The organism is Pseudoxanthomonas sp. USHLN014, from assembly GCF_037153335.1.
Classification (GTDB): domain Bacteria; phylum Pseudomonadota; class Gammaproteobacteria; order Xanthomonadales; family Xanthomonadaceae; genus Pseudoxanthomonas_A; species Pseudoxanthomonas_A winnipegensis.
This window is the reverse complement of sequence record NZ_JBBCKO010000010.1, coordinates 70,457-94,973: the sequence shown is the minus strand read 5'-3', so window position 1 is coordinate 94,973 and position 24,517 is coordinate 70,457. Positions and strand designations below refer to the sequence as shown.

General features: G+C 71.5%; 22 protein-coding genes. 6 read left to right on the top strand and 16 right to left on the bottom strand.

From position 1 onward, the window contains the following. Window positions 1-46 precede the first annotated feature (46 nt). The 4 genes from WFQ05_RS16845 to WFQ05_RS16830 are packed head-to-tail and all read right to left on the bottom strand — an operon-like array spanning window position 47 to window position 4,530. A complete protein-coding gene (locus WFQ05_RS16845) occupies window positions 47-811 on the bottom strand; it encodes a DUF2894 domain-containing protein (protein WP_337054636.1) in 765 nt (254 codons plus the stop codon). 1 nt (window position 812) lies between these two features. After that, window positions 813-1,433, bottom strand: a complete 621-nt coding sequence (locus WFQ05_RS16840; RefSeq protein WP_337054635.1) for an OmpA family protein — start codon at window positions 1,431-1,433, stop codon at window positions 813-815. Then, complete coding sequence (locus WFQ05_RS16835; RefSeq protein WP_337054634.1) at window positions 1,430-3,787, bottom strand: DUF802 domain-containing protein; 2,358 nt, start codon at window positions 3,785-3,787, stop codon at window positions 1,430-1,432. Before WFQ05_RS16835 ends, WFQ05_RS16840 begins: the two co-directional genes overlap by 4 nt. After that, window positions 3,769-4,530, bottom strand: coding sequence for a DUF3348 family protein (locus tag WFQ05_RS16830; RefSeq protein WP_337054633.1), 762 nt, complete (start codon window positions 4,528-4,530; stop codon window positions 3,769-3,771). Before WFQ05_RS16830 ends, WFQ05_RS16835 begins: the two co-directional genes overlap by 19 nt. Before the next feature lie 307 nt (window positions 4,531-4,837). Here WFQ05_RS16830 and WFQ05_RS16825 point away from each other — a divergent pair, with 307 nt between their 5' ends. Then, window positions 4,838-5,566, top strand: coding sequence for a class I SAM-dependent methyltransferase (locus WFQ05_RS16825; RefSeq protein WP_337054632.1), 729 nt, complete (start codon window positions 4,838-4,840; stop codon window positions 5,564-5,566). A gap of 279 nt (window positions 5,567-5,845) precedes the next feature. Here the strand turns inward: WFQ05_RS16825 and WFQ05_RS16820 are convergent, their stop codons facing one another. From WFQ05_RS16820 to WFQ05_RS16805, 4 genes are all read right to left on the bottom strand, one after another. Further along, the gene (locus WFQ05_RS16820; protein WP_337054631.1) at window positions 5,846-6,427 is read right to left on the bottom strand and encodes a GNAT family N-acetyltransferase; all 582 of its coding nucleotides are present in this window, start codon (window positions 6,425-6,427) and stop codon (window positions 5,846-5,848) included. A gap of 19 nt (window positions 6,428-6,446) precedes the next feature. Beyond that, window positions 6,447-7,229, bottom strand: a complete 783-nt coding sequence (locus WFQ05_RS16815; RefSeq protein WP_337054630.1) for a glutaminyl-peptide cyclotransferase — start codon at window positions 7,227-7,229, stop codon at window positions 6,447-6,449. Window positions 7,230-7,325: 96 nt separating this feature from the next. Next, window positions 7,326-8,540, bottom strand: a complete 1,215-nt coding sequence (locus tag WFQ05_RS16810) for a serine hydrolase domain-containing protein (RefSeq protein WP_337054629.1) — start codon at window positions 8,538-8,540, stop codon at window positions 7,326-7,328. Window positions 8,541-8,683: 143 nt separating this feature from the next. Beyond that, window positions 8,684-10,060 (bottom strand): short-chain fatty acyl-CoA regulator family protein, encoded by a 1,377-nt coding sequence (locus WFQ05_RS16805; RefSeq protein WP_205953502.1) that lies wholly within the window; start codon window positions 10,058-10,060, stop codon window positions 8,684-8,686. 124 nt (window positions 10,061-10,184) lie between these two features. Here WFQ05_RS16805 and WFQ05_RS16800 point away from each other — a divergent pair, with 124 nt between their 5' ends. The 5 genes from WFQ05_RS16800 to mmsB are packed head-to-tail and all read left to right on the top strand — an operon-like array spanning window position 10,185 to window position 15,753. Further along, complete coding sequence (locus WFQ05_RS16800) at window positions 10,185-11,690, top strand: CoA-acylating methylmalonate-semialdehyde dehydrogenase (RefSeq protein ID WP_337054628.1); 1,506 nt, start codon at window positions 10,185-10,187, stop codon at window positions 11,688-11,690. Window positions 11,691-11,712: 22 nt separating this feature from the next. Beyond that, window positions 11,713-12,894 carry an acyl-CoA dehydrogenase family protein gene (locus WFQ05_RS16795; protein WP_337054627.1) on the top strand — a complete coding sequence of 394 codons (1,182 nt, stop codon included), beginning with the start codon at window positions 11,713-11,715 and terminating at the stop codon, window positions 12,892-12,894. After that, a complete protein-coding gene (locus WFQ05_RS16790) occupies window positions 12,891-13,685 on the top strand; it encodes an enoyl-CoA hydratase (protein ID WP_337054626.1) in 795 nt (264 codons plus the stop codon). The genes WFQ05_RS16795 and WFQ05_RS16790 overlap by 4 nt, the downstream gene beginning before the upstream one ends. Beyond that, window positions 13,682-14,860: an enoyl-CoA hydratase/isomerase family protein gene (locus tag WFQ05_RS16785; protein WP_337054625.1), complete on the top strand. Its 1,179-nt coding sequence runs from the start codon at window positions 13,682-13,684 to the stop codon at window positions 14,858-14,860. The genes WFQ05_RS16790 and WFQ05_RS16785 overlap by 4 nt, the downstream gene beginning before the upstream one ends. Beyond that, on the top strand, window positions 14,857-15,753 hold the full coding sequence (mmsB, locus tag WFQ05_RS16780; protein WP_337054624.1) for a 3-hydroxyisobutyrate dehydrogenase: 897 nt from the start codon (window positions 14,857-14,859) through the stop codon (window positions 15,751-15,753). Before WFQ05_RS16785 ends, mmsB begins: the two co-directional genes overlap by 4 nt. Before the next feature lie 236 nt (window positions 15,754-15,989). Here mmsB and WFQ05_RS16775 read toward each other — a convergent pair whose 3' ends face one another. The 8 genes from WFQ05_RS16775 to dprA all read right to left on the bottom strand — a co-directional run bounded on the left by WFQ05_RS16775 (window position 15,990) and on the right by dprA (window position 24,483). Continuing rightward, window positions 15,990-17,099: a DUF4124 domain-containing protein gene (locus tag WFQ05_RS16775; RefSeq protein WP_337054623.1), complete on the bottom strand. Its 1,110-nt coding sequence runs from the start codon at window positions 17,097-17,099 to the stop codon at window positions 15,990-15,992. Then, a complete protein-coding gene (locus WFQ05_RS16770; RefSeq protein ID WP_337054622.1) occupies window positions 17,099-17,725 on the bottom strand; it encodes a DUF4124 domain-containing protein in 627 nt (208 codons plus the stop codon). Before WFQ05_RS16770 ends, WFQ05_RS16775 begins: the two co-directional genes overlap by 1 nt. Before the next feature lie 54 nt (window positions 17,726-17,779). After that, entirely contained in the window at window positions 17,780-18,346 is a 567-nt protein-coding gene (locus WFQ05_RS16765; RefSeq protein WP_337054621.1) for a Sua5/YciO/YrdC/YwlC family protein, read from the bottom strand. Window positions 18,347-18,350: 4 nt separating this feature from the next. Beyond that, on the bottom strand, window positions 18,351-20,894 hold the full coding sequence (locus WFQ05_RS16760) for a DNA topoisomerase I (RefSeq protein WP_337054620.1): 2,544 nt from the start codon (window positions 20,892-20,894) through the stop codon (window positions 18,351-18,353). 165 nt (window positions 20,895-21,059) lie between these two features. Beyond that, complete coding sequence (locus WFQ05_RS16755) at window positions 21,060-22,022, bottom strand: RDD family protein (RefSeq protein ID WP_337054619.1); 963 nt, start codon at window positions 22,020-22,022, stop codon at window positions 21,060-21,062. A gap of 84 nt (window positions 22,023-22,106) precedes the next feature. Beyond that, window positions 22,107-22,793, bottom strand: a complete 687-nt coding sequence (locus WFQ05_RS16750) for a GYF domain-containing protein (RefSeq protein WP_337054618.1) — start codon at window positions 22,791-22,793, stop codon at window positions 22,107-22,109. Between the two features lie 55 nt (window positions 22,794-22,848). Beyond that, complete coding sequence (locus WFQ05_RS16745; RefSeq protein WP_130516831.1) at window positions 22,849-23,322, bottom strand: DUF494 family protein; 474 nt, start codon at window positions 23,320-23,322, stop codon at window positions 22,849-22,851. Between the two features lie 42 nt (window positions 23,323-23,364). Then, window positions 23,365-24,483, bottom strand: a complete 1,119-nt coding sequence (gene dprA / locus WFQ05_RS16740) for a DNA-processing protein DprA (protein WP_337054617.1) — start codon at window positions 24,481-24,483, stop codon at window positions 23,365-23,367. Window positions 24,484-24,517 lie beyond the last annotated feature (34 nt).

Genomic DNA, 24,517 nt, shown 5'->3' with positions numbered 1-24,517 from the left:
TCCCCAGCCCTCCCCTTCGCTGCGCGAAAGGGAGGGGGCAAAGGCGCTAGGCGGGCTTTTTGCGGGTGCGGCTGCGCGAGGGCTTGGATGGCTTGGCGCCGCTGGGGAGGCGCGGGGCGTCAGCCTCGGGGTCGGTGCCGCCCTGCAGCTGGGCCATCCACGACAGCGCATCGACGTAGCCGAGGACGTGCTGCAGATAGCCCGGCGCGGTGTCGTGCATCAGCGTCAGGGCGCGGTGCACCAGCAGGTGCGAGTTGAGCGGGCCCGAATCTTCCGGCGCCGGCTCCAGCGACTGGCGCAGCTGGCGCGCCGTGCGCACCTCTTCCCACAGGCGCTGGAACTCGTCCAGCGCCGGCAGCTGCGGATAGGACGCCGCGGCAGGCCGCATTGCCCCCGTGGCCTCACGCGCGGTGGAGGCGTGTGCCCGGGACTGGCCTGGCTGGCGATGGTGGTGATCCTGCGCGGACGTCGGGCCGGAGGGCGCAAGCGGAGCAGGCGCGGCATGCGCCTCATCGCGCGCGTCGAATCGCTGCTGCGCGCCGGCATGCAAGGCATCGAGCAGTTCGGCCAGCGGGCTGGCCACGCTCACGGCCTGGCGGGACGTTCTGCGCTTGCGCGCCCGGGCCTGTTCGACGCGCGTGCGGTACTCGGCCAGCAGCGCAGCCAGGCGCGCTTCCAGCAATGCACGGGTCGCGCCGGTCTGCGTCTGGGTGCGCGCGGCCAGGGCGTCGAGCAGGGCGAAGCGCACCGGGTCGATGCGGTCGGCGCCCTGCGCGCGCCAGCGTTCCAGTTGGCCCAGCGCCGCCTGCACGTCAGGGCGTCGCGGTGGTCTTGGACGGGCGCGGCATCGGCGCGATCTCCACGCGGCGGTTGCGCGCGCGGCCCTCGGCGTCGTCGTTGGAGGCGACCGGCTGTTCGGAGCCGAACGCGGCGGCGAACACGGAGGACGCCGGTACGCCCTCGGCGATCAGCGTGCGCGTCACCGTCAGCGCGCGCTGCGCGGACAGTTCCCAGTTGTCGGCGTAGTGCAGGTTGTCGTCGTGGATCGGGCGGTCGTCGGTGAAGCCGCTGACCATCAGCACCTCATCTCGCGCGTGCAGGTACTGACGCAGCGGTGCGGCCAGGCTGTGCAGCACCTCGCGCCCCTCCGGCTGCAGCTGGTCGGAGTTGAGCGCGAACAGCACGTTGCCGCGGATGCCGATGCGGCCATCGACGAGGGTCACCCGGCCGGCCGCCAGGGGGCCGGCCAGCGCCCGCTCCAGCGCCTGGCGCCGGTGCGCCTCCTCGTCCAGCTTGCTCGACAGCTGCAGCTGCACGGCGATCACGCCGACCAGGATCAGCACGAAGGCGCCCAGCAGCACCGACATCAGATCGCCGAACGCCGCCCACACCGGCGTGCCGGCGCCTTCGTCCAGCTCGATCTCCCCACTCATGCCGCCGCGCTCTTGGCATCGCCCAGCTGGCGCAGGTCCTCGATGATCTGGCGCTGCGAGAGCAGGCTCAGGTCGATCACTTCGCGCGCCTGGGCCACGTAGTAGGCCAGCTGCTCATCGCTGCGCGCCAGCGACTTGTCCAGCGCCTGTTCGATGCCATGCAGGCGCTCGGTCAGTTCCGCGTTGGCCTGGCCGAACTGGGCCACTGCCGCGCCGAAGGCATCGCCCAGGCTGGCCACTTCGGTGGCGCTGGCGCCGACCTGCGCGGCGGCCTGTTCCAGCTTGCCGGTCTGCGCCTCGACGTGGTCGGTGAAGCGCGTGCCGACGCTTTCCAGCAGTTGCGCCGAGGTGGAGACCAGGGCGTCGATCGCGCCGCGCTGCTCGGTGGAGGCGTGATTGACCGCGTCCAGCAGCGTGTCCAGCGTGGACATCAGCTGGTTGCGTTCGGCCAGCAGCTCGGTGTCGCGCACCATGGAGTCGGAGAGCTTCTGGCGCAGTTCGGCGATGACCTCGGCCGCCGCGCGCGGCGCCTCGGCGGCGGCATCGACCAGGCGCGTGATCTGGGCGATGGTCTCCTGCGCATGCGTCTGCGCCTGGCCGGTGATCGCCTCGGCGGTCTGCGCCAGGGTGTCGCAGATGGCCTGCTGGCGCTGCGCGGTCTCGGCGCCGGCCTGTCGCCATTCCTCGCGCAGGGCCTGATGGGTCGAGGCGAGCGCCTCGGACCAGGCGGCCAGGCGCTGCCCGTCCTGGGCGGCCAGCGCGTCCTGCAGCGCGCTGTGCGAGCGGGTCAGCGTCTGCGCCACGGTGGCGGTGTGCTGGTCGAAGGCCGCGGCCGCCTCGCGCAGCTGATGCGCGTGCTGTTCGGCCTGCTGGGCCAGGGCCTCGCGCAGCTGCTGCTGGGTGTCCTCGGCGCTGCGCGCCAGGGCGCCGGCGTGCGTGTCGAAGGCGCTGGCCGCCTGCGCGCTATGCCGCGCGAACGCGGCGCTGGCCGCCTCCAGCTGCGCGCCGCCGCGTTCGGCCTGGGCGGTCAGCGTGTCGTGCAGCTGCGCCTGCGCCTGGCGGGCGTGGTCCAGCAGCGCGGCGGCGTGGGTCTGGAACGCGGCCCCGGCCTGCTCCAGCGCCTGCGCGTGCTGCGCGGCCTGGGCCGCGTGCAGCTCGCGCTGCTGGGCCAGGGCCTGGGTCCACTGCGTGTCGAGCTGCTGCGCGGTGCCGTCCAGGCGCGCGCCGATGGCCTCGACCGTGCGCGTGGCGTGCGTGGACAGCGCCTGGCCGGCGCCGTCCAGCGCCTGCTGCAGGGCATCGAGCTGGGCGGCGTGGGCCTGGCGCTGCGCATCGAGCGCGGCGGTCCAGCTGTCGCGGGCCATGCTGGTGGCGCCGGCGAAGCCCTTGTCCAGCGCGTCGAGCTGCTGCTGCACCGCCTCGCGCACGCTGGCCTGCAGCGTCTGCGCGTCGCGCGCCAGGCCGGTGAGGGTGCGTTCGACCACCGGCTGCAGCGCGGCGTTCACCGCCTGCGCGCTGTCGGCGACGCTGGCGGCCAGCGCGCTGGCCAGCACCTCGCTCAGCTGCACGTGCGCGGCCTCGGTCCGGGCATGCAGGACCTCGTGGCGTTCGACCAGTTGCGCGTGGGTGCTGCTGCTGTGGGTCTGGATGGTCTGCATCAGCGCGCCGAGCTGCTCGATCAGCTGCGGCATCAGCGCGGTCTGCGCCTGCTGCAGGCGGAAGGCCTCCTCCTGCCGATGCGCGCGCGAGTGTGGATGCAGCGTGGTGGCGATGGCCGCATCCAGCCGCTGCACGGCCTCCAGGCGCTCGCGCCGGCACAGCGCCGAGAGCAGGCCCAGCATCGCCGAGGTCGCCACGCCGGCGATCGAGGTGCCGAAGGCGAAGCCCAGGCCCTTCACCGGCGCGGCCAGCGAGCCGCGCATGGCCTGCAGGTCGATCGCGCTCTCCAGCGCCAGGCCGGTGCCGCGCAGCGTGGCCATCATGCCCAGCAGCGTGCCGAGCATGCCCAGCAGCACCAGCAGGCCGGTCAGGTACGGCGTCAGCGTCGGCGCCGGCAGAGCCACGCGCGCGCCTTCGATGCGCAGGCGCACCGGCTGGCGCAGGCTGGTGGCGAGCCGTTCCAGCCAGGCCGCCACGCCGGAGGCCGCGGTGGGGTCCTCGGCCAGGGCCAGCTCCAGCGTGCGCGTGGCCTGGCGGTAGCGGTGGAGCTCGATCGCGCCGGCGATGTAACAGGCGGCGATCACCAGCGACACCGCCACGCCCAGCGCGTTGTTGCCGAGGTAGCCGGCGCCGACCCAGGCCACGGCGAGCAGGCCCAGGAGGAAGACGATCAGGTTCAGGACGGTTCTTGGCATGAAGGCATCAACGAAGGCGTGAGCGCCGCGAGCAGCGCATCGATCGGTTGGAAGCGCAGGTCCAGCTCGGCCAGCAGCGCGCGCTGCATGTCCTGGGCGAAGGTCTGCAGCCAGGCAGGCATCTGCGCGGCGTCGGTTGGGTTGGCGCTGGCCGGGACGGCGTCGGCCTCGGCCGGGCGCAGGCGCAGGAAGTGCTGTTCCAGCAGCGCCGGGGCCGCGGCCAGCGCGGTCTGCTCGCGCGGGCTCAGGGTCGATTCCATCACCGCGTCGACCTCGGCCAGCCGCGCCAGCGCCGCCGGGCCGTGGCCGAGCATGTCGCGCAGGCGGCCGCGCAGCAGGCCGGTGGTGGCCAGCATGGCGCGCTGGTGGGCCAGGTAGCGCTGGCGAAACACGGGGAAGTCCACGGCCAGGTCCAGGTTCGTGCCTTCGCCGGCGGCCTTGTCCAGGCGCCGCTGGATGGCCGCGGCCAGCTCGCGGTCCTCGCGGATCGCCGCGGCCAGGGCCGCGCGCTGGGCATGGCAGGCGTCGGCCTCGGCGGCGTCGAAGCGCGGGCCGTCGGCGGCCGGCGGCGGCGCGCCGTCCAGCGCCCGCGACAGGGCGACCGCGCGGTTCCAGTCCACCCACTGCGCCAGCCGCTCGGGCAGCGCCGGCGGCGGGGCCGGCACGGCGACCTGGCCCAGCCGCGCGAGCAGGCGCACGAAGGCCGGGCCGGGGACAGGCCCGTGTTGTCGGGGTTTGGCCATGGAGGGGCGCGGCGGGCGCACTGAAAAAGACGGCGATTTTACACGGCCGGCCCGGCGGGCCCGGACGGGCCCCGCCCCGGGGGGCGCCGGCACGCCGAGGAGGCGCGCCTGGGAGGCTCACGGCCGCCGCGGCCCGTCCACGCCCAGCCGGACGCGCCCGGTCGGGCGTCTGGGCCGCACCGGAACGGGGTGAAGCCGGACCCGAGCCAGCCCGTGCCAGCCTGCACTCGAACGCAATGACAGCTGTCACTGGAGGGCGTGCCGGCGCACGCGCACGATGGCGCCGCCCCTTTCGGAGAACACGCCCATGTCCGCATCGCTTCGCGCTGGTCGCTACGGCATCGACGCGCCCTATGCCCCGCTCGGCATGCTCGCAGGCGCCGTAGCCTGTGCGGCCGTCGCGGTATTCGTGGCGCCGCAGTGGTGGGTGAGCGCCATCATCCTGACGCTGATGGCCGGGCTGTACCTGCACACCACGCGGCGCGGGAAGTTCCTGGTCTGGCAGCGCCTACTGGCCGCGCAGCCGTGGCGCGGCGACGAGCGGGTGCTGGACCTGGGCTGCGGCCGCGGCATGGTGCTGCTGGATGTCGCGCGCCACCTGCCGCGCGGTCGCGCGGTGGGCGTGGACATCTGGAGCAGCAAGGACCAGTCGGGCAACGCCATGGCGGCCGCGCTGGCCAATGCCGAAGCCGAGGGCGTGGCCGCGCGCGTGGAGCTGCACACCGCCGACATGCGCCGCCTGCCGTTCGCCGATGCCAGCTTCGATGCGGTGGTCTCCAATGTGGCCATCCACAACATCGCCACGCGCGAGGGCCGCGCGCAGGCCATCGACGAGGCCTGGCGCGTGCTGCGCCCCGGCGGCGTGCTGCTGCTGGCCGACATCAACAAGACCGACGAATACGTGGCCAGGCTCGCCACCCACGGCGTGACCGCCACGCGCCGCAGCCTGGGCTGGCGCATGTGGTGGGGCGGCCCGTGGGTGCCGACCCGCGTGGTCGAGGTGCGCAAGCCCGCTGCGGTGCGCGTGCCTGGCTGAGCGTGATCGGCGTGGAGCCGGCGCTTCCTTCGCCGCATGCGCCTGCCAAGGCGGCCCTGGTCGCCTGCATGCGCGTGCCGCTCCTCCGCCTGAGTGCGATGGTCCGCCATCGGACTGACGGGATACCGCAGCCGCGCCTGTAGAGCGGAGCTTGCTCCGCTGGGGCTTTCCCACGAACTGAACGGAAGGCAGCGGAGCGAGCTCCGCTCTACAGGGAGGGCGCGGCGTGATCGGAAGAGACGGGGGCTCCCACCAAGCTGCCTGACTTGGCCAGCTTGATCACGTTTTGTCGGTGCGCAGTGCGGTGGTATCCGCGAGGTGGCGATGCGGATCCAGCCGGGTGACGAAGACCTGCTCGACGCACCATTCGCCCTTGTATTCGTCTTCGCGCTGGTGCGAGGGCGTCATGCCCGCCCGCTGCAGCAGCGCCAGGCAGGGCAGATTGCGCAGGTCGCTGGCGGCATGGATCTCCACCAGGGACGGGAGGCAGGCCAGCCGTTCCAGCAGCCCGCGGACGCAGGCAGTGCCATGGCCCTGTCCCTGCGCGTCCGGCGTGATGCTCAGTCCGAACTCGGCCTGCGTGGCATCGGCCGACAGCCACACTCCGACATCGCCGATCAGCGCGTCGTCCTGCGCGCGCGCCAGCGCCAGCTGCCGCCAGCCATCGGGCACCAAGGCATCGTGTCCGGCCTGCTCGCGCAGGAAGGCCTCGCAGGCCGGGCGGTCCATCGGCGGCCAGCCCTGGAAGCGGGCCACCGCCGGATCGCGGCGATAGGCGTGGAAGGCGTCCAGATCGTCCAGGCGCAGCGCGCGCAGGCGCAGCCCGGCGAAGGTGTAGGGAAACAGGTCGAAGGTGTGCATGGTCTGTGGGCGCGGGCGCTCAGCGCGGCCCGGTCAGCTTGATCTCGAACAGCTTGGGCCAGCGCTTGCCGGTGACGAAGATGCGGTCGCCCTGCGCGTCGTAGGCGATGCCGTTGGGCACGTCGTCGTTCGGGTCGGGCAGCTTGCGGTAATCGAACAGGCCCTTGAGGTCGACCCAGCCCACCACCGCGCCGGTGGCCGGATCGATGCGCGCGATGCGATCGGTCATCCACACGTTGGCCCACAGCTGGCCCTTGATCCATTCCAGCTCGTTGACGCGCTGCAGCGGCTTGCCCTCGACGGTGACGGTGATGCTGCCGGTCTGCTGCAAGGTGTCCGGATCGAGCACGCGGATGACCGGCGTGCCGTCGCTCATGTACAGATGCGTTTCATCGCGGGTCAGCGCCCAGCCTTCGCCCGGATAGCGGAAGCTGCCGACGATGTCGAAGGTCGCCAGATCGCGGATCGCGCCCACGCCGCTGCGCCAGGTCAGCTGCAGCAGCTTGCCGTCGTGCGCGACGATGCCCTCGCCGAAGTACTGCGGCGGCAGCGCCGCCTCCTGCAGCACCTTGCCGGTGGCCAGCTCCACCTTGCGCACCACCGACTCGCCCAGCTCGCCGGTGCTCTCGTACAGCGCGCCATCCAGGTAGAACAGCCCCTCGGTGAAGGCCTGCGTGTCGTGCGGATACGTCTTGACCGCCTTGACGCCATAGACCGGCACCCGCGCGCAGGCGGGCAGGGTGAACAGCGCCAGCAGCAGCGCGAAAGCCGGGCGCAGAGGTGAGGCGGGCGTGCAATGCATCGGATCGACGGTCGAGGAGCGAGGCGGCAGCTTAGCCCAGCGCAGGCGGTTGACGGGCGCTTTCAACGCATCCAGACGCCGCCCTTCAGCCGCGCGCTAACGCGCCGCGCCCGATGCGCTCAGCGTCTGAGCGTGGGCGAACAACAGCTTGAGGATCGCCACATACGCCTTCTCGGTGTCCTGGCCGGCGGTGTTGGTGAAGAACACGATGCCGGTCCGCAGATCGGGCGTGGCCAGCATCTCGGTCTTCAGGCCGGGGTCGCTGCCGCCGTGGCCCACGTACCGGGTGTTGAACTTGGTCTGCCAGAACAGGCCGGAGTTCTTCTCGGCGATGTCGACATTGGCCGGCTTATGCTCGGCCGTGAACTGCAGGCGCAGCATATCGTCGACCGACTGCTTCTTTAGGATGCGCACGCCGTTGGCCTGGCCGCCGCTGAGCAGGGCGATGAAGAACTTGGACAGGTCGTCGACCGAGGTGCGCAGGCCGCCATCGGGCCAGGTCGTGCCGGTGTAGGGCTGCAGCGCGACGGCGATGCCGTCCTGCGACAGGTACAGCGTGGCGCCCTCGCGCAGATCGCGCGGCTGGAGACGCCAGTGGGTGCTGTCCATGCCGAGCGGGCGGAAGATGCGGTCCTCGGTGTAACGATCCAGCGACTGGCCGGTGGTGCGCTCGATGATGTAACCGGCCAGCCCGGCGCCGATGTTGGAGTAGTCGCGCTCGGTCCCGGGCGCGGAGGCGTTGTAGTTCTCCGGACTGTAGTCGGCGCCGCCCGGCACGAAGTAGCCGCGCAGGAAGTCGCCCAGCGGCTGCGGCGCATTGCGACCGAAGTGGTAGCTCGCGGCATACACGTCCCAGCGATCGGTGATGCTGGAGGTGTGCGTGGCGATCTGGCGTAGCGTGATCGGGATGTCGGGATGGCGCGGGTTGCGCACCTGGAACGGCAGGTAGCCATCGATGTCCGCGTCGACGCTGAGCTTGCCTTCCTCCTGCGCGCGCATCATCGCCGCGCCCACGACGGTCTTGCTGATGGATGCGATGTTCATGACGGTCGCGGTGGTGAACGGACGTCCGCTCTCGCGGTCGGCCAGCCCGTACGCGCCGCGCCAGGCCACCTTGCCGTCCACGATGACCGCGGCCCCCACGCCGACCAGCCCGCCCTCGCGCATCTGCTGCCTGATCGCCGCATCGATCGAGGTCGCCTGGGCGGCAGGTTCGGCGCTGCGTTCGGCGGCGCGCGCGTCGGCCAGACACAGCGGGCCGCCAGCAAGCGAAACGGTCAGCAGCGTGAGCAGCGTCTTGCGGAAGTACATGCGGAACCCCCTGTTGGAGCCGCGAGCGTCTCAGCCACGGCATCGCCGCCGCGTCTGCCGGAAGTCACTTCCGCGGGCCTCCTGGCCAATCCGTCAGCAATGCGCTGCCCGCGCCCCGCGGCGCACGCTCGGGCGGCCACCCTTCAGCGCGCCACCGCACCCAGCTGCGGCAGCGCGGGGAAGGCGCGCTGCAGGCAGTCGCTCCACTCGCAGGTGCGGCAGCCCGGGCCGATGGGCACGGCCGATTCGGGGCGGATGTCGATGCCGCGCGCGTAGACCAGGCGCTCGGCGTGGCGCAGGTCGCAGCCCACCGTGACGGCGAAGGTCTTGCGCGGCTGGCCGTAGCCGACCGGGCCGGTGCTGACCTGCCGGGCCAGCCAGAAGTGGCGGCGGCCATCGGGCAGGCGGGTGACCTGGGTCAGCACGCGTCCGGGCTGGTTGAAGGCCTCGTACACGATCCACAGCGGGCAGGAGCCGCCGACCTGGGAGAAGTGGAAATCGGTGGACGAGTGGCGCTTGGATACGTTGCCGGCGCGGTCCACGCGCATGAAGAAGATCGGCAGGCCCGGCGCGCCCTCGCGCTGCAGCGTGGACAGGCGATGGCACACCGCCTCGAAGCCCACGCCGAAGCGGTGCGCCAGCCATTCGATGTCGTAGCGGCTCTGCTCGGCGCTGCGCAGGAACTCGCCGTAGGGCATCACCAGCGCGCCGGCGAAGTAGTTGGACAGGCCGATGCGCGCCAGCGCCACGCGCTCGGCGTCGTCGAAGCCGGCGCGCGCGGTCAGCGCGGCGATCAGGCCGGGGTGTTCCAGCAGCACCAGTTCGGCGGCCATCTGGAAGGCCTGCTGGCCCGGGCGCAGGTAGTCGGGCAGGTGCAGCACGCGCGCGGCCGTGTCCAGGCGGCGCTTGATCTGGCCGCCGCCGTGGACCTCGACCAGCACGCCGTGGCGGTCGGCCAGGCGCTGGCGCAGGCGCGGCGCGGTGTGGCCGGGCACCAGGCCCAGTTCGTCGAACAGGCCCTCGGCCAGCGTGTCTAGCTCGGGGATGTGGTTGCGCAGGCGGTTGAAGTAGTCGCGCACCTGGTCGCCGGGCGGCAGCAGGGCCGGCGCGCCGGAGGTCGCATCGCCGATCTGCAGTTCCAGCGCCGCGGCGCGCTCGCGCAGGGCGCGATGCTCGCGATGCAGGTCCAGCAGCGCATGGGCGACCTGGGGCAGGTTGCCGGCCAGGGCGCGCAGCTCGGCCGTGGTCACGCCAGGCCGGTCCAGCGCGACCAGGGTCTCGTGCAGCGGGTCGATCAGCGCGGCCGGGTCGTCGGCGTCGAACAGGCCGGCGGTGTCCTGCAGGACCTGGCGCAGGCGCTGCTGCACGGCCGGGGTCAGCGGGCGCTTGTTGCGCTCGATCTGGTTCAGATAGCTGGGCGACAGGCCCAGCGCCTGGGCCAGCTGGGCCTGGGACAGGCCGTGGCGCTGGCGCAGGCGCTGCAGGCGCAGGCCGAGTTCGAGGCGGCGGTGGGGGCTCATCTTCGCAATCTTCGCAGAAATCCGCCGGGTCATTGGCCGGATTAAGCAGAATTGGGGCTGAAATCGGCCCCGATCTTGCGAAAGATGCGAATCCTGTCATTCGCCATCGCCCCAAGGGCCGCCCATGAACGCTGAACTGCCGCGCGTGTCTCTGCTGATCGACGGTGCCTTCGTCGAATCGCGCACCTCCACCTGGAAGGACATCGTCAACCCGGCCACGCAGGAAGTGCTGGGGCAGGTGCCCTTCGCCACCGTGGACGAGGTGGACCGCGCCGTGGCCGCCGCCAAGGAAGCCTTCAAGACCTGGCGCAAGACGCCCATCGGCACCCGCGCGCGCATCTTCCTCAAGTACCAGCAGCTGATCCGCGAGCACATGAGCGAGCTGGCGGCGATCCTCACCGCCGAGCAGGGCAAGACCCTGCCCGATGCCGAGGGCGACGTGTTCCGCGGGCTGGAGGTGGTCGAACACGCCGCGGCGATCGGCAACCTGCAGCTGGGCGAGCTGGCCAACAACGTGGCCAACGGCGTGGACACCTACACGCTCATGCAGCCGCTGGGCGTGTGCGCCGGCATCACCCCGTTCAACTTCCCGGCGATGATCCCGCTGTGGATGTTCCCGATGGCCATCGCCACCGGCAACACCTTCATCCTCAAGCCCTCCGAACAGGACCCGATGGTGACCATGCGCCTGGTCGAACTGGCGCTGGAGGCCGGCATCCCCAAGGGCGTGCTCAACGTCGTCCACGGCGGCGAGGAGGTGGTCAACGCCATCTGCGACCACCCGGACATCAAGGCGGTGTCCTTCGTCGGCTCGACCAAGGTCGGCACGCATGTTTACAACCGCGCCTCGCTGGCCGGCAAGCGCGTGCAGTGCATGATGGGCGCAAAGAACCACGCCGTCGTCCTGCCCGATGCCAACAAGGAGCAGACGCTCAATGCGATGGCCGGCGCGGCGTTCGGCGCGGCCGGCCAGCGCTGCATGGCCGCCTCGACGATGGTGGTGGTGGGCGCGGCGCGCGACTGGATCCCCGATCTGGTCGAGAAGGCCAAGACGCTGAAAGTGGGCCCGGGCAACGCCAGCGGCGTGGACGTCGGCCCGCTGATCTCCACTGCCGCGTGCTCGCGCGTGGAATCGCTGATCGAATCGGGCATCGCCCAGGGTGCGAAGCTCGAATTGGACGGCCGCAAGCCGCAGGTCGAGGGCCACGCGCAGGGCAACTTCGTCGGCCCGACCATCTTCTCCGGCGTCAAGCCGGGCATGCGCATCTACGACGAGGAGATCTTCGGGCCGGTGCTGGTGATCGTGGAGGTCGACACGCTCGATGAGGCCATCGCCTTCGTCAACGCCAACCCCAACGGCAACGGCACCGCGGTGTTCACCCAGTCGGGCGCGGCCGCGCGCCGGTTCCAGGAAGACATCGACGTGGGCCAGGTCGGCATCAACGTGCCGATCCCGGTGCCGGTGCCGCTGTTCTCCTTCACCGGCTCGCGCGCTTCCAAGCTGGGCGACCTCGGTCCGTACGGCAAGCAGGTAGTGCTGTTCTACACCCAGACCAAGACGGTGACCGCGCGCTGGTTCGACGACGACACGCTCAGCCACGGCGTCAACACCACGATCAGTCTCAAGTGAGCCTTCGCACAAGGGCGATGCCATGAATGCAGTGATGAAACTCCCGCACGACGCGGCCGAACTCACCGAGGAGCAGCAGGCCTTCCGCGAGGCCGCGCGCGACTTCGCCGACAAGGAATTCGCCCCGCACGCCGCGCACTGGGATGCCGAATGCATCTTCCCGCGCGAGGCCATCGCCAAGGCCGGCGAGCTGGGCTTCTGCGGCCTGTACTCGCCCGAGGCCGTCGGCGGGCTGGGGCTGTCGCGGCTGGATGCGGCGGTGGTGTTCGAGGAGCTGGCCAGCGTCGATCCCTCGACCTCCGCCTTCATCACCATCCACAACATGGCCACCTGGCTGATCGCCAGCAACGCCACGCCGGCCGTGCGCGATGCCTGGTGCCCGGGGCTGGTCGCCGGCGAGAAGCTGGCCTCCTACTGCCTGACCGAACCGGGCGCGGGCTCGGATGCGGCCTCGCTCAAGACCCGCGCCGTGCGCGAGGGCGACCACTACGTGCTCGACGGCGCAAAGGCCTTCATCTCCGGCGCCGGCGCCACCGACGTGCTGGTGGTGATGGCGCGCACCGGCGAGCCCGGCGCGCGCGGCATCAGCGCCTTCGTCGTGCCGGCCGATGCGGAAGGCATCAGCTACGGCCGCAAGGAAGAGAAGATGGGCTGGAACAGCCAGCCCACGCGCGGCATCACCTTCCAGGGCGTGCGCGTGCCGGCCGCCAACCTGCTGGGCCAGGAGGGCGACGGCTTCCGCCTGGCGATGAAGGCGCTGGACGGTGGGCGCATCAACATCGCCGCGTGCTCGCTGGGCGCGGCCCAGGGCGCGCTGGATGCGGCGCGCCGCTATCTGGGCGAGCGCAGCCAGTTCGGCAAGAAGCTGGGCGAGTTTCAGGCGCTGCAGTTCAAGCTGGCCGACATGGCCACCGAGCTGGTCGCCGCGCGCCAGATGGTCCACACCGCCGCGCGCAAGCTCGACGCCGACGCGGCGGACAAGACCGTGTGGTGCGCGATGGCCAAGCGCTTCGCCACCGATGCGGGCTTCTCGGTCTGCAACGACGCGCTGCAGCTGCACGGCGGTTACGGCTACATCCGCGAGTACCCGGTCGAGCGCCTGCTGCGCGACTGCCGCGTGCACCAGATCCTGGAGGGCACCAACGAGATCATGCGCGTGATCATCTCGCGCCATCTGCTGAGCAGCGACGAGGCGCTGCGATGAGGTGGCGCGACACCGAGCACACCGGGCTCAAGGTCGAGGCCGAGGGCCATGTCGCCCTCGTCACCCTGTCCAACCCGCCGGCCAATACCTGGACCGTGCACAGCCTGGCCGCGCTGCGCGACCTGGTCGCCGCGCTCAATGCCGACCGCGACATCTACGCGCTGGTGATCACCGGCGAGGGCGAGAAGTTCTTCTCGGCCGGCGCGGACCTGAAGCAGTTCGCTTCGGGCGACAAGGCGGCGGCGCGGGAGGCGGCGCGCCGCTTCGGCCAGGCCTTCGAGGCGCTGGCCGCGTTCCGGGGCGTGTCCATCGCCGCGATCAACGGCTATGCCATGGGCGGCGGGCTGGAATGCGCGCTGGCCTGCGATCTGCGCATCGCCGAGGAGCACGCGCAGCTCGCCCTCCCCGAAGCGGCCGTCGGCCTGCTGCCGTGTGCGGGAGGCACACAGGCGCTGCCGCGGCTGGTCGGGGAGGGCTGGGCCAAGCGCATGATCCTGCTCGGCGAGCGCGTCGACGCGGCCACCGCGCTGCGCATCGGCCTGGTCGAAGAGGTGGTGCCGCGGGGAGAGGGCCGCGCACGTGCCCTCGACTGGGCGCGCAGCGCGGGCCGCCAGAGCCCGACCAGCGTGGCCGCGTGCAAGGCGCTGGTGCAGGCTACGCGCAGCGGCAGCTTCGCCGCGGCGCTGGTGGCCGAACGCGAGGCCTTCGTCGATCTGTTCGACACCGCCGACCAGGCCGAGGGCGTCAACGCGTTCCTTGAAAAGCGCGCGCCGCAATGGACCAACGCATGAATCCGCATGATTCGGTGGTCGAGGCGCCGGTGCTGTTCGAGACCCGCGAGGGCGCAGGCGGCAGGCGCATCGGCATCGCCACGCTCAACGCGCCCAAGACGCTCAACGGCCTGTCGCTGGAGATGACGCGCCTGCTGGACGCGCAGCTGCGCGCCTGGGCCGAGGATGCCGCCATCGCCTGCGTGGTGCTGCAGGGCGCAGGCGAGAAGGCCTTCTGCGCCGGCGGCGACCTGCACGGCCTGTACCGCAGCATGAACGAGTACCGCGATGGCGGCAGCGAGGACATCACCTCCAACGCATACGCGGCGGCGTTCTTCGAAGAGGAATACCGCCTGGACTATTTCATCCACACCTATCCCAAGCCGCTGCTGTGCTGGGGCCACGGCATCGTGATGGGCGGCGGCATCGGCCTGATGTCGGGCGCCAGCCACCGCGTGGTCACCGAGCGCTCGCGGCTGGCCATGCCGGAGATCGGCATCGGCCTGTTCCCCGATGTCGGCGGCAGCTGGCTGCTGGCGCGCGTGCCGCGCGGCGCGGGCCTGTTCCTGGCGCTGACCGGCGCGCCGCTCAACGCCGGCGATGCGATCTACGCAGGCCTGGCCGATGTGTGCATCGACAGCGGCCGGCATGCCGCGCTGCTCGACGCGCTGGTCGCGCAGCCCTGGGACGAGGCGCCTGCGGCCAACCGCGCCGCGCTGACCAGACTGCTGGCCGGCATGTCCATGGCGGCACAGCCCGGGCCGCTGCAGTCGCATGCCGAGCAGGTCGAGGCGCTGGTCGGCGCCGGTTCGCTGGAGCAGGTGGTGGCCGCCATCGGCGCCGCCTCCAGCGATGACGACCCGTGGCTGCAGACCGCGCAGGCCACGCTGGCCGCCGGTGCGCCGGGCTCGGCGCGGCTGGCCTGGGAACTGCAGCGCCGCGCCGCCGACCTGAGCCTGGCCGACACCTTCCGCCGGGAATGCATCGCCGCCCTGCACGTGGCCGCGCACGGCGACTTCGCCGAAGGCATCCGCGCGCTGCTGATCGACAAGGACCGCAAGCCGCGCTGGAACCCGGCCACCCTGGCCCAGGCCGACGCGCAATGGGCGCAGGGCTTCCTCATCTCGCCCTGGCCGGCCGACGCGCATCCGTTGGCCGACCTGGATTCTTCTTCGCACCACAGGAGTCACGCATGAGCCGCATCGCCTTCATCGGTCTGGGCAACATGGGCGGGCCGATGGCCGCCAACCTGGTCAAGGCCGGGCACACGCTGTCGGTGTTCGACCTGGCGCCGGCGGCGCTGGAGGCGGCCAAGGCCGCCGGCGCCCACGCCGCCGCCTCGGCCCTCGACACGCTGGACGGCGCCGAGGTGGTGATCTCGATGCTGCCGGCCAGCCGGCACGTCGAAGGCCTGTACCTGGGCGAAGGTGGCCTGCTCGACCAGATCCCGCCCGGCGCGCTGGTGATCGACTGCAGCACCATCGCCCCGGCCAGCGCGCGCAAGGTCGCCCAGGCCGCGGCCGCGCGCGGCCTGGCGATGCTCGACGCGCCGGTGTCCGGCGGCACCGCCGGCGCCCAGGCCGGCACGCTGACCTTCATCGTCGGCGGCGAGGCGCAGGTGCTCGAACGCGCCCGCCCCGTGCTGCAGGCGATGGGCAAGAATATTTTCCACGTCGGAGCCAGCGGCGCCGGCCAGGTCGCCAAGCTGTGCAACAACATGGCCCTGGGCGTGATCATGGCGGTGACCGGCGAGGCCATCGGCCTGGGCGTGGCGCACGGGCTGGACCCGAAGGTGCTCTCGCAGATGATGGCGGTCAGCACCGGGCGCAGCTGGGCCACCGAGGTCTGCAACCCGTGGCCGGGCGTGCTGGAGAACGCACCGGCCTCGCGCGGCTACAGCGGCGGCTTCGGCAACGACCTGATGCTCAAGGACCTTGGTCTGGCGGTGGAGGCGGCCATGGGCGTGGGCGCGACCATCCCGCTGGGCGAACTGGCGCGCAATCTCTACGCCATGAACAAGCAGGCCGGCCGCGGCGGCCTGGACTTCTCCAGCGTGGTGCAGCTGATCAGCGACAAGGCGCAAGGCTGAATCCTCGCTGCGAACAGTGGGCCGTGCCTTGAAGCGCGGTCCAATCTAAAAGCCTTCGCCAACCATCTACCGTCATTCCCGCGAAAGCGGGAATCCATGGACGTGGGCACCGCGCATGAAAGCCGCTGGATGGTCAGGCATGCGTCTGCCGAAACGCACTTCCCGCTTTCGCGGAAATGACGGGTCTTCTTCGCCGTTCCGATCCGCGCTTGTCCGCTTTTCCTCGCCCGCGCGTCTTACTTGCAATGCGCATCGGTGACGATGCGCTGCACGCGGTCGTAGTCGGCCTTCCTGTCGGCCTGGTTCTCGGGCTTGGCATAGCGCCAGGCCACTTCGGCCTCGCCCAGGCGCTTGTTCCAAGCCGCGCACAGGCGCTGGTCGGGCACGCGGGCGCAGACGTCGTGGATCACCTCGCAGGCGCGGCCCGCGCCGCCGGCCGGGTTGCCGTCCAGACCGACGGTGTTCAGCGGCGCGCAGCGCGACTGCGGGTTGGCTTCCTCGGTCAGGTAGGTGCCGCTGTCGTAGGTGGTGCACTGGAACAGGATCGGCGGCGCCGAGCCGGTGACCAGCCCGGCCGCGGCCTGGTTGGCCTGCGGCGTCTTGCGACCGGCGAGCGCGTCGGCGGCCGCGTCGTCCTTGTGCAGGGTCGGGTCCTGGATCAGCGTCATGCCGGGAATCGTCTGCAGCACCTGCGCCTCGTCGGCCGCCGGAACGATGGCCGAATCGCGCGCGCGCTCGGCGCCCTGGCGCGCCGCCGCCGGCGCAGCTAACGGAGCGGTCTGCGCCGCTGTTGGCGCCCCCGCCTGTGCCGCCGGCACCGCGGTCGCCGGCGGCGCTGCGGCGGCGGGCTTGTTGCCTGGCAGCGGCATGCTCGCCACGCCCTGCACGGCGCGCTTGTCGGTCTTGCTGCCTGCCGGGCAGGGGCTGTTCTGGACGGTCAGCGCGCCGGTGGCATCGGTGCAGCGGTAGATCGTCGTCGCCGGCCCGGTCGGCGCGGGCGGCGTCACGGTCGGATCCGGGGTGGCGCTCAGGTGCAGCGGCGCGGGCGGTGGCCCGGAAGGAGCAGGCAACGCGACCGGCGCCGCCTCGACGCTGCGCGCGGGCGGCGCCGTCGAGGCGGCCGCAGGCGCGGGCGCGTTGCGCAGCGAAGATGGCAGCGGCCGGCTCGCCACCTCGCCGACCTGGCGCTTGTCTTCCTTGGTCCCGGCCGGGCACGGCGCGTTCTGCACCGTCATCTCGCCCTTCGCATCGGTGCAGCGGTAGATCGTGGTCTGCGCCAGCAGCGGCCACGCCAGGCCCAGCGCCGTCGCCGCCAGGGCGACGCGCGCCCAGTTCCTCACTCCCATCAACCTGCTCCGCAATCGTTGTCCAGGCGCGCGTCGAGACCGCGCTGTTCTTTGTCCAGCGCGTGCCGCTCGCTCTGCAGCGCGCTGTGGTACTGGCGCTGGATCTCGTAGCGCCGGTCGCGCAGCCGGTCGCAGACCTCGGCCTGCGGCAGCTGGTGACAGGCGTCGCGCACCCAGGTGTTGCCGACCACCACCGGTCCGCCGGGTCGATGATGGCCGGGCGGGCCCCAGCCGCCGCCGGGATAACCCAGCGACCACAGCGGCACCAGGCGCGGATTTCCGTCGCCATTGTCGCTGGTGTAGGTGCGTCCATCGTCGCTGGTGCACAGGTACATCGGCCGCGGCGGGGTGCGATAGATCACCACCTGCGCCGGTGCCGGTGGGGCGGCGGGGCGGGCTGGCGAAGCCGGGGCCGCGGGCGAGGCCGGCACCGGCGGCGGATCCTGCGGGCGCAGCATCTCGCGCACTTCCTGGCGCTGGCCCGGCGGGCACTTGGCGTCGCTCAGCGTCACCGTGCCGTCGCGGCCGACGCAGCGGTAGATCGTGACCGGATCGGCCGCGCGCGCCTCACCCGCCGTTAGGGCGGCGAGCACGAGCAACAGCGGCGGCAGCGGTGGGCGCGACATGCGCGCATCTTGCGCGCTGGCCTGCGGGGCGGGAAGCCTCGCGGCGCTGACGATTCAGTCCCGCAGCACCTGGCCGGTGCGCGCGTCGCGGATCACGCTGGGGCGATCCAGGCCGCCGGTGCGGCCTTCCAGCACGCCGTCCACGCGCGCCAGCAGGCGCAGGTCCAGATCCTCGAACCGGCGCACCGACGGCTCGCCGGCCAGGTTGGCGCTGGTGGACACCAGCGGCCCGCCGAAGGCGTTGCACAGCGCGATCACCTGCGGATGGGCGGTGACGCGCACGGCGATGCCGCTGTGCACGCCGGTGACCCAGCGCGGCGCCTGCGGCGAGGCCGGCACGATCCAGGTGTTGGCGCCGGGCCAGCTGTCGAGCACCGCGGTCTGGCGCGCGGCCGGCAGCGCGTCCCAGTCCAGCAGCGGGGCGAGCTGGTCGCGCTCGGCTGCGATCAGGATCAGGCCCTTGTCGACGCTGCGTTGCTTGATCGCCAGCAGGCGCATCACGGCCGGCTGCGACAGCGGGTCGCAGCCCAGGCCCCACACGCCTTCGGTGGGATAGGCCAGCACCCCGCCCTCGCGCAGCAGCGCGACGGCGGCGTCCAGGGACAGGGTCGAGACCGGCATGGCGTCAGAACGGTGCCGCGTCGTCGGCCGGCTTCTTCTTGATCACGGTCTTCTTGCCCGAGACCGGCATGGCCTTGGACGAGAGCATCGACACGGCCGGTTCGGGCTGGGCGGCGACCTTTTTCACCGCCTTTTTGGCGGCTTTCTTTGCAGGCGCCTTCTTGGCGGCCTTCTTCGCCGCAGGTTCCTTGGTGGCCTTGGCGCTCTTGGCGGGCGCCTTGGCCGCGGTCTTCTTGGCGCCGAAGCCCTTGCGCACCGGCTTGCCGGTCTCTTCCAGCAGCTTGACCACCTCGTCCAGCGTCAGCGACGCCGGCTCGCGATCCTTGGGGATCTTGCCGTTGAGCTTGCCGTCGGAGATGTACGGGCCGAAGCGGCCGTTGAGCACCTGGATGTCGCTGCCGTCGAACTCCTTGATGATCCGGTTGCGCGCGATCTCTTCCTTCTCCTCGATCAGGAACACTGCGCGGGCCAGGTCGATCGTGTACGGGTCGTCTTCCTTCTTCAGCGAGGCATAGGTGTTGCCGCGCCGGGCGAACGGGCCGAAGCGGCCGATGCCGACGCTGACGTCCTCGCCCTTGTCCTGGCCCAGCGCGCGCGGCATCAGGAACAGCTCCAGCGCCTCGTCCAGGGTGATGGTGTGCATCGACTGGCCCGGGCGCAGCGAGGCGAACTTGGGCTTCTCCTCGGCGTCCTCGGCGGTGCTGCCGATGGCCGCGTACGGCCCGAACCGGCCCAGCCGCACGCTGACCGGCTTGCCGGTCTTGGGATCGGTGCCCAGCTCGCGCGCGCCGCTGGCCTCGGCGCGGTCGACCGATTCCTTCTTCTCGTCCACCAGCTGGATGAAGGGCTCCCAGAAGCGCGTCATCAGCGGCACCCAGTCCTCCTCGCCGCGGCTGACCGCATCCAACTCGTCTTCCATCTTGGCGGTGAAGTCGTAGTCCACGTAGCGGGTGAAATGCCCGGACAGGAACTTGCTGACCGCGCGGCCGACATCGGAAGGCCGGAAGCTGCGGCCTTCCATCTCCACGTACTTGCGGAAGATCAGGGTCTGGATGATCGAGGCATAGGTGGAGGGACGGCCGATGCCGTATTCCTCCAGCGCCTTGACCAGCGCCGCTTCGGTGAAGCGCGGCGGCGGCTGGGTGAAGTGCTGCTCGGCGTCGATGCGGTCCAGCGGCACCGTGTCGCCCGGCTTCATCGCCGGCAGCTTGCGGCCTTCGTCCTCGTCCTCGGCGCTCTTGGTGTCCTTGCCTTCCTCGTACACGGCCAGAAAGCCGGGCACCACCACGGTGGTGCCGCTGGCGCGGAAGGCGTGCTGGCTGCCGGCGGCCAGCTCGACGCTGACCGTGTTGAGCGTGGCCGGGATCATCTGGCAGGCCACCGCGCGCTTCCAGATCAGCTCGTACAGGCGGCGCTCGTCGTCGGACAGGTAGCGGGAGACCTGCGCGGGCGTGCGCAGGGCCGAGGTCGGGCGCACGGCTTCGTGCGCTTCCTGGGCGTTCTTGGACTTGGTCTGGTAGGTGTTGGGCTTGTCCGGCAGCGAGGCGGTGCCGTAGTCGCGGGCGATGACGTCGCGGATCTCGTCCAGCGCGTCCTGCGAGAGGTTCACCGAGTCGGTACGCATGTAGGAGATCAGGCCGACCGTGCCTTCCTCGCCGATGGCCACGCCCTCGTACAGCTTCTGCGCCACCTGCATGGTCTTGCGCGTGGTGAAGCCCAGCTTGCGCGAGGCCTCCTGCTGCAGGGTCGAGGTGGTGAACGGCGGGGCGGGGCGACGCTTGCGCTCCTTGCTGGCCACGTCGGTGACATGCAGCGAGCCCTGCGCGGCCTGCTGGATGCGCAGGCGCGCGGCCTCGGCCGTGTCGCCGTCGGTGACGGTGAACTGTTCGAACTTCTGCCCGTCCAGCTTCACCAGCTTGGCGCTGAAATGCTGGCTGGGATGCGCGCACTCGGCGGCGATGGACCAGTACTCGCGGGCGACGAAGGCTTCGATCTCCTCCTCGCGCTCGACGATCATGCGCAGCGCCGGGCTCTGCACGCGGCCGGCCGACAGGCCGCGCTGCACCTTGCGCCACAGCACCGGCGAGAGGTTGAAGCCCACCAGGTAGTCCAGCGCGCGGCGCGCCTGCTGCGCATCGACCAGGTCGGCGGCGATGCTGCGCGGCTTGGTCATGGCCTCCTTGATCGCGCGCGGCGTGATCTCGGTGAACACCACCCGGTGCATGGGCTTGTCCTGGACCAGGTTGCGTTCCTTCAGGATCTCGGCGATGTGCCAGCTGATCGCCTCGCCCTCGCGGTCCGGGTCGGTCGCCAGATAGATGTCGTCGGCCGTCTTGGCCGCCTTGGCGATCGCGTCGACGTGCTTCTCGTTCTTTTCGATCGTCTCGTAGCGCATGGCGAAGCCGTTGTCCGGATCGACCGCGCCCTCCTTGGGCACCAGGTCGCGCACATGCCCGTAGCTGGCCAGGACGGTGAAGTCCTTGCCGAGGTATTTGTTGATCGTCTTGGCCTTGGCGGGCGACTCGACGATGAGCAGGTGCTTGGGCATTGGCTGGGGAGGTTCGATGCGGGCCGTGCGGGGCGGCGAGTGTGGGGCAGATCGGGGGAGGACAGAAGGCGACGCCCGGTCCTTTCGGCCCCGGGCGTTCAGCTTGTGGCTTTTTATAGTGGAATCACGGCCATGGTCCGGCTGTCAAGCCGGCCCGGTCGCGGCTCACCGGTGGCTCATGGCCGCACCGATGCCCGCGAACACCACAATGGCCACGTAGCCGAGCAGCACCAGACCGGCCAGGACCAGCATGGTGATGGTCACCGCGCCCAGCTCGCGACGCTGGCGTTCGGGGTGGGCGGTGAAGGCCCAGCGGTCCACCACCAGGGTGTCGCTCATCATGTCGTGCAGGCCCTGCTTGCGCGCGGTGATGCCGGCCATGATGGCCGAGGCGAGCATGCTCACATAGCAGGTCACGAAGCCCAGCGGCACCAGCCCGGCGAACCGGCCGAAGCTGCGCAACACCGAGATCCGCTCGCCGTTGGAGCGCACCACCTTGATGCCCACCGCCAGCTTGCCCAGCGTGGCCTGGCTGCCGGAGGCGTGCATCAGGGTGAAATAGGCCGCCTGCACGAGGAAGGGCACCAGGTAGAACAGCAGGACGAAGGTCACGCCCAGCATCGGCGCGCGCCCGGCCTGCATGTCGGAGAACAGGTTGCCTCCGACGCCCATGACCACCACCACGATCATCAGCACCGCGAACATCACCGCGCCGACGATCAGGCCGTCCAGCATCGAGGCGGCGAAGCGTTTGAGGAAGCCGGCATAGACGATCTCGCCGCCGTCGACCACGTCCTGCTCGCGGGCGATTGTGGCGCGCGGGGCGGCGTAGGGCGAGGCCGGCTCGACCGTGGCCCCTGGTACGGCCGAGCGCCAGTCGGCGGCGGCGGGCGGGGTGGGTTCGGCGGCGAATGGCGCCGGCTCCGCCGGCGGCGGCGCGACCGGCGCGTCGCCCAGCAGGCCCAGCTCGGCCGCGTGCCGGCCCAGCGGCTGCCAGTCGGGCAGCCCTTCGCGCCAGACCAGCGCGTCCTGGCCGATGCGGCCGGCGTTGAAGGCCTGGGCCAGCGCGGCCGCGTCCATCGGGCCGTGACGCTGGCGGTCACGGTCTGCGTAGTACCAGTTCGACATGCGATCCCCGTGTTGCTTCCAATTCCCCGGGCGCCACGTTAACCCAGGCGGGTGGGCGAACCCAGGCCCGGCCGGGAACGGGCGCTAGCGCCCACCGGCGCGGCAATGGGCCGGCAGCTGACGACCCGGCAGTTCCGAGCGGCAGCGCCAGCCGCCGGCGCCATCGGCTTCCAGCCAGATCCGCTTCCCGTCCAGGCGCGCCTGTCCGGGCCTGCGCAGGACGATCTCCAGCCCGCAGGCGCCGCTGGCGGGGAACTTGCCGATCGTGATCGCCGAGACCGCGCGCCCTGCGTAATCGCCAGGTGCGCGGAAAGGCGGCTGGTCATTGGCCGGACAGGTCCCCGACGGCGCCTGGGCGATGGCCTGCTGGACCTGCGCCTGCACCGGTGCCGCCTCGCTCAGGGCCTGGGCGATCACCGATCGGGTGACGTAGTCCTGGTAGGCGGGAATCGTGATGGCCGCCAGGATGGCCGTCACCGGCACCGCGCAGGCCAGCGCGACGATCGCGGCGATCGCGCAGCCGGACAGGCCGCGCCGGGCGGGCATGCGCTGGGCTGAGGATGCGGCCGCCAGCGGCGGAGGGGCGGGCGGAAGCGCAGGACCCAGGCCCAACTCGGGGCGCAGGGTCGACAGCGGCTGCCATTGGGCCAGACCTTCGCGCCATAGCAGCGATTGCTGGCCGAGCGTCCCGTCGCGCAGCAGACGCAGGATGTCCTCGGTCGGCACCGGACCCTCGGTCCGGGCCTCGTGCCGGTAATACCACTGACTCATCGATTCTCCCCGCGTCCCTGCGCGGCCTGCGCCTGGGCGCAGGCCGGTTGATCGGTCAGTGCACCGGCTCCGGCTCGTCGGCGAACATCTGGGTCTCCATCCAGGCGTAGGCCGCTTCCGACCCCGGCTGGTTGAACAGCACCATCAGCACGACCCACTTGAGGTCGTCCAGATCCAGTTCGTCCTGGTCCAGCGCCATGGCGCGGTCCAGCACCAGCTCGCGCTGGTCGGCGTCCAGGATGCCGTGCTGCTCGAGGAACATCAGGAAGCCGCGGCCTTCCACGTCCAGCTTCTCCAGCTCAAGGCCGTGGAAGATGCGGATCGGGCCGTCCACGCGCGGCTCGCCGGCACTGGGCCGCTGCTCGGCCAGCGCATCGAGCCAGTCGAAGGCTTTATTGATTTCGGTGGGGCTGAAACCGGCCTGGATCAGGCCGTTCTGGAGGGAGTCGCGGTCGCGGACCGGATCGGCGTCTTCGGTGAAGTAATGTTCGAACAGGTATAGCAGGACGTCCAGGATGCTCTCTTTCATTGCCCTCGGCCTGTGCTCAAAAGCACTGTGGAGGTGGGAAAACTACGATCTGCGTGCGTAACGGCCATGTTGGACCGCCACCTGCCCATCCAGTTCCATGACCAGCAGCATGGAGGACACTTCAGCGGTCGTCAATCGGGTCCGCGCGACGAGTTGATCCATACCGGTTGGGTCGTGGCCAAGCGCTTCCCACAAGCGCTGGTAGTCGGGGTCCGGGTGCGTCCTGGCGGGATCGCCCCCTGGATGGGGGCGGCCGGCGGGTGCCGCAAGGCCTCTGGCCAGGTCTCCGGCGGCCTGGGCCAGGCCTTCGAGGATTTCCCGGGGGTGCTCGATCAGGGTCGCCCCGTCGCGGATCAGGCGATGGCAGCCGCGCGCCATCGGGTTGTGGATCGAGCCGGGCAGGGCGAAGACCTCGCGTCCGGCCTCGGCCGCCAGGCGGGCGGTGATCAGCGCGCCTGAACGTTCGGCCGCCTCGATCACCACGGTGCCCAGCGCCAGCCCGGCCAGGACCCGGTTGCGGCTGGGGAAGTGCGGCGCCCGCGCCCGCGTGCCGGGCGGGAACTCGCTGACCACCGCGCCGCGCTCGGCCAGGCGCGCGCGCAGGCGGGCGTGGCCGGCCGGATAGGCCAGATCCGGCCCGGTGCCGACCACCGCCACCGTGCGCCCATCGGCCAGCGCCAGCGCGGCCTCGTGCGCGGCGGCGTCGATGCCGGCGGCCATGCCGCTGAGCACCGCCCAGCCGGCCGAGGCCAGCGCATGGGCGAAGTCGGCGGCGTTGTCGCGGCCTCCGGCGGTGGGCGCGCGGCTGCCGACCACCGCCACGCCGGGGTGCCAGAGCAGGTCCGCATCGCCCTCGACGAACAGCGCCAGCGGCGGCGAGGCCGTCTGCGCCAGCAGCGGTGGGTAGTCGGCATGCCCCCAATGGAGCAGGCGCCGCCGCGGCCCGGCCAGCCAGGCCAGGCAGCGTGCCAGGGCCGCGGCACAGGGGGCGGCCAGGCGCGCGCAGCGCTTGGCCTCCAGCCCGGCCTGGCGCCAGGCCGCGGGCCCGGCGGCCAGCGCGGCGGCGGCGCTGCCATGGGTCTCGACCAGCTGCCGGCGTGGCGCGGTTGCGCCGCCTGCGAGCACCAGGGCCAGCCAGGCGCGGGTGTCTTCATCGTCCATGGCCGCCAGCGTGGCCCAGGAAACGACAACGGCG